At 70.1% G+C, this 4,001-nt stretch carries 2 protein-coding genes; both read right to left on the bottom strand.

What is annotated here, in order from left to right; genetic code table 11:
- Positions 1-239: 239 nt before the first annotated feature.
- Entirely contained in the window at positions 240-2,366 is a 2,127-nt protein-coding gene (gene glgX / locus FNH05_RS33805; RefSeq protein WP_144592920.1) for a glycogen debranching protein GlgX, read from the bottom strand.
- A 10-nt stretch (positions 2,367-2,376) separates the two neighbouring features.
- Positions 2,377-4,001 (bottom strand): 4-alpha-glucanotransferase (gene malQ / locus FNH05_RS33800; RefSeq protein ID WP_144592919.1); only part of this gene is annotated, 1,625 nt, incomplete at its 5' end.

Genomic DNA, 4,001 nt, shown 5'->3' with positions numbered 1-4,001 from the left:
CGGTAGGTCGAGCCCGGCGGCGTCACGCGGGTGTTGCGGGGGACACCCGCGCCCGGTCGGCTCGCAGAAGCGGGATCTTCGCCAGTGTGGTTCATGCGGCCTCCGGTGTTTTGCGGGACACCCGCACCCGGTCGGCTCGCATGAACGGGGCTTCGCCAGTGTGGTTCATGCGGCCTCCGGTGTTTTGCGGGACACCCGCACCCGGTCGGCTCGCATGAACGGGGCTTCGCCAGTGTGGTTCATGCGGCCTCCGGTGCCCTCTGCAGTACGACGAGAGACCGAGCGGGCAAATTCATACTGTCCCCCGCGCGAAGGCCCGGCCCGTTCGGCTCGTCGGCGACCTCACCGGTCGCGGTGTCGATCATCACCGTCCACCGTGGACCGTAGTCGGCGGAGGGCAGGACCAGCTCGATGTCCTCGTAGTGCGCGTTGAACGCCATCAGGAACGAGTCGTCGACCACCCGCATGCCCCGCTGGTCGAGGTCCGGGATGCCCTCGCCGTTGAGGAACACCACGATCGACTTGCCGAAACCGTCGTCCCAGTTCTGTTCCTTCATCTCCTCGCCGGACGGGGTCAGCCAGGCGATGTCGCGCAACTCGTCGCTCTTCCTGATCGGCTTCCCGGCGAAGAACCGGCGCCGCCGGAACACCGGGTGCCTGCGGCGGAAGTCGGCGACCCGGCCGACGAAGTCCACCAGCTCCGCGTTGCCGTCCACCATCGACCAGTCCACCCAGGACAGTTCGTTGTCCTGGCAGTAGGCGTTGTTGTTGCCCAGCTGGGTGCGGCCCAGTTCGTCGCCGTGCAGGAGCATCGGCACGCCCTGCGACAGCAGCAGCGTGCCGATCAGGTTGCGCCGCTGCCGTTCCCGCAGCGCCAGGATCTCCGGATCTTCGGTCGGCCCCTCGGCCCCGCAGTTCCACGACCGGTTGTCGTCCGCGCCGTCCCGGCCATCCTCCCCGTTGGCCTCGTTGTGCTTTTCGTTGTAGGACACCAGGTCGGCGAGGGTGAACCCGTCGTGGGCGGTGACGAAGTTGATCGAGGCGAACGGGCGGCGGCCGTCGTCCTGGTAGAGATCGGAGGATCCGGTGATCCGCGAGGCGAACTCGCCCAGCGTGGCCGACTCGCCGCGCCAGAAATCGCGGACGGTGTCACGGAATTTCCCGTTCCACTCCGTCCACAGAGGAGGGAAGTTGCCGACCTGGTAGCCGCCGGGACCGACGTCCCACGGCTCGGCGATCAGCTTGACGCGGCTCACCGTCGGGTCCTGCTGCACCAGGTCGAAGAAGGTGGACAGCCGGTCCACGTCGTAGAACTCGCGCGCCAGGGTGGCGGCGAGGTCGAACCGGAACCCGTCGACGTGCATCTCGGTCACCCAGTACCGCAGCGAGTCCATGATCAGCTGCAGGGTGTGCGGGTTGCGCACGTTCAGCGAGTTCCCGGTCCCGGTGTAGTCCAGGTAGTACTTCGGTTCGTCGTCGGCCAGCCGGTAGTAGGCCTGGTTGTCGATCCCGCGCAGGGACAGCGTCGGACCGAGGTGGTTGCCCTCCGCCGTGTGGTTGTAGACCACGTCGAGGATCACCTCGATGTCGGCCTCGTGCAGGGAGCGGACCATGCCCTTGAACTCCTGCACCTGGCCTGCCGCCTCCGGAAACGCGGCGTAGGCCTCGTGCGGGGCGAAGAAGCCGATGGTGTTGTAGCCCCAGTAGTTGCGCAGGCCCTTCTGGGCGAGGCCGTGGTCGGTGATGAACTGGTGCACCGGCATCAGCTCGATCGCGGTCACCCCGAGCTGTTTCAGGTGCTCGACCACCGCCGGGTGGGCCAGGCCCGCGTAGGTGCCGCGCAGCCGGGGCGGCACCGCGGGATGGCGCATGGTCAGGCCGCGCAGGTGCGCCTCGTAGATCACCGTCTCGTGGTAGGGCGTGCGCGGCGGCCGGTCGTCGGCCCAGTCGAAGAACGGGCTGACCACCAGCGAGCGCGGCACGTGCGCCGCGGAGTCGGCGTCGTTGCGCTCGTCCGGGGCGCCGAACGGGTAGCCGAACAGCGACTCGTCCCAGTCGACGTCACCGGTGATCGCCTTGGCGTAGGGGTCGATCAGCAGCTTGTCCGGATTGCAGCGCAGGCCGCGGGCGGGATCGTAGGGTCCGTGCACGCGGTAGCCGTAGCGCTGGCCGGGGCCCACACCGAGCAGGTAGCCGTGGTGCACGAAGCCGTCCACCTCGGGCAGGCGGACGCGTTCCTCCTCGCCGTGCTCGTCGATCAGGCACAGTTCGACGTACTCGGCGACCTCGGAGAACAGGGCGAAGTTGGTGCCGACGCCGTCGTAGGTGGCACCCAGCGGGTAGGGGGTTCCTGGCCAGGGCGGCAACTCGATCTCCTCACCGGTCGGGCAGCGGGCGTGCCGCCCGCAGTGTAGGGACCACGCGACCGATCCGGGGGTCCGCGAAGAACTCTTCGAGGGTCACCGGCAGCGGGATCCGCCAGTTGGGGTATTCGTCGATGGTGCCGGGCAGGTTCGGTTGCCTCCGTTCGCCGAGGATGTCCGCGGGGGTGGTCAGCAGCAGGCGTGAGGCGGCCGACGCGAGCAGCCGGTGCAGTCCCTCGCTCACATCCTCGACGGAAATTCCTTGCCGGGCCAGGAAATCGAGCAGCTCGTCCCGCTCACGGGCCGCCGCGGCGTACTCCTTCTCCGGCGGGCCGTCGAGCAGGCCCAGTTCGGCGCGCACCCGCACGTGTTCGGCCGTGAGCCAGCCCGCCACGGTGGGCAGATCGTGGGTGGTGATGCTCGCCATGGCCTCGGTGTCCCATTCGCCGGGCCGCAGGAACGGGTGCCCGTCCCGGTCGTAGTCGCGCTGGAACCACAGCACCGCTGAGCTGAGGATCCCGCGTTCGTGCAGGGTGTCGGTGACCTCCGGCTCCACCGTGCCGAGGTCCTCGCCGACCACCACCGCCCCGGCGCGGTGCGCCTCCAGCAGGAGCACGCCGAGCATGGCCTCGGCGTCGTAGCGGACGTAGGTTCCGCGCCAGGGCGGTTCGCCGGGCGGGATCCACCACAGGCGCCACAGCCCGGCGACGTGGTCGATCCGGATCCCGTCGGCGTGCAGCAGCACGCCGCGCAGCACGTCGCGGAACGGCTCGTAGCCCAGCTCGGCCAGCCGGTCCGGGCGCCACGGCGGCAGGTTCCAGTCCTGGCCCTGCTGGCTGAACGCGTCGGGCGGGGCGCCCACGGTGACCCGCGAGGCGAACAGGTCGCCGAGCGCCCAGGTGTCGGCTCCGCCCGGATGCACCCCGACCGGCAGGTCGTGCACTATGCCCACGGGCATACCCGCGTCGCGGGCGGCCGTGTGGGCCTTGTCGAGCTGCTCGCGGCACAGCCGCTGCAGCCAGCCGTGAAAGGCGATGCGGCCGGCCAGTTCTTCCCGCGCCCCGGCCACTTCCGTGCCGTGCGGGTCACGCAGTTCTTCCGGCCAGTCGCGCCAGTCCGGTCCGTGGCGTTCCGCCAGGGCGCAGAAGGCCGCGAAGTCGGCCAGATCCGGTTCCAGCGCCGGTTGGTGCGCGGCCTCGGCCTGCCACAGCAGTTCGAGCGCGGTGAGCTTCGCCGACCACACCGCGTCGTAGTCGATCTCCTCGGGGGACTCGGGCCGCAGGTCCAGTACCTTCCGCCGCGTCTGCTCGTCCGCGCGTTCGAACGCCCCGGTCTCCGTCACGCGCAGGTAGAACGGGTTGGCGAATCGGCGGCTCGACGGCGAGTACGGCGAACGCTCCACGGGATGGGTCGGGCTGATCGCCTGCACCGGGTTGACCAGGACCACCCCCGCGCCCAGTTCGGTGGCCGACCGGCGGGCCAGCACGGCCAGATCGCCGTAGTCGCCCGCACCCCACGAACCCTCGGAGCGCAGCGAGTACAGCTGGAGCATCCAGCCCCAGGCCGGCGGCACCTCGGGCAGGCGAGGGGGGACGACGGCGAGGGTCGACTCCTGCCGTTCGGTGACCACGCGGTGCC

Origin of the sequence: Amycolatopsis rhizosphaerae (assembly GCF_007713715.1) — a bacterium.
Lineage (GTDB): Bacteria > Actinomycetota > Actinomycetes > Mycobacteriales > Pseudonocardiaceae > Amycolatopsis_E > Amycolatopsis_E rhizosphaerae.
This window is presented reverse-complemented; position numbering and strand designations above follow the sequence as displayed.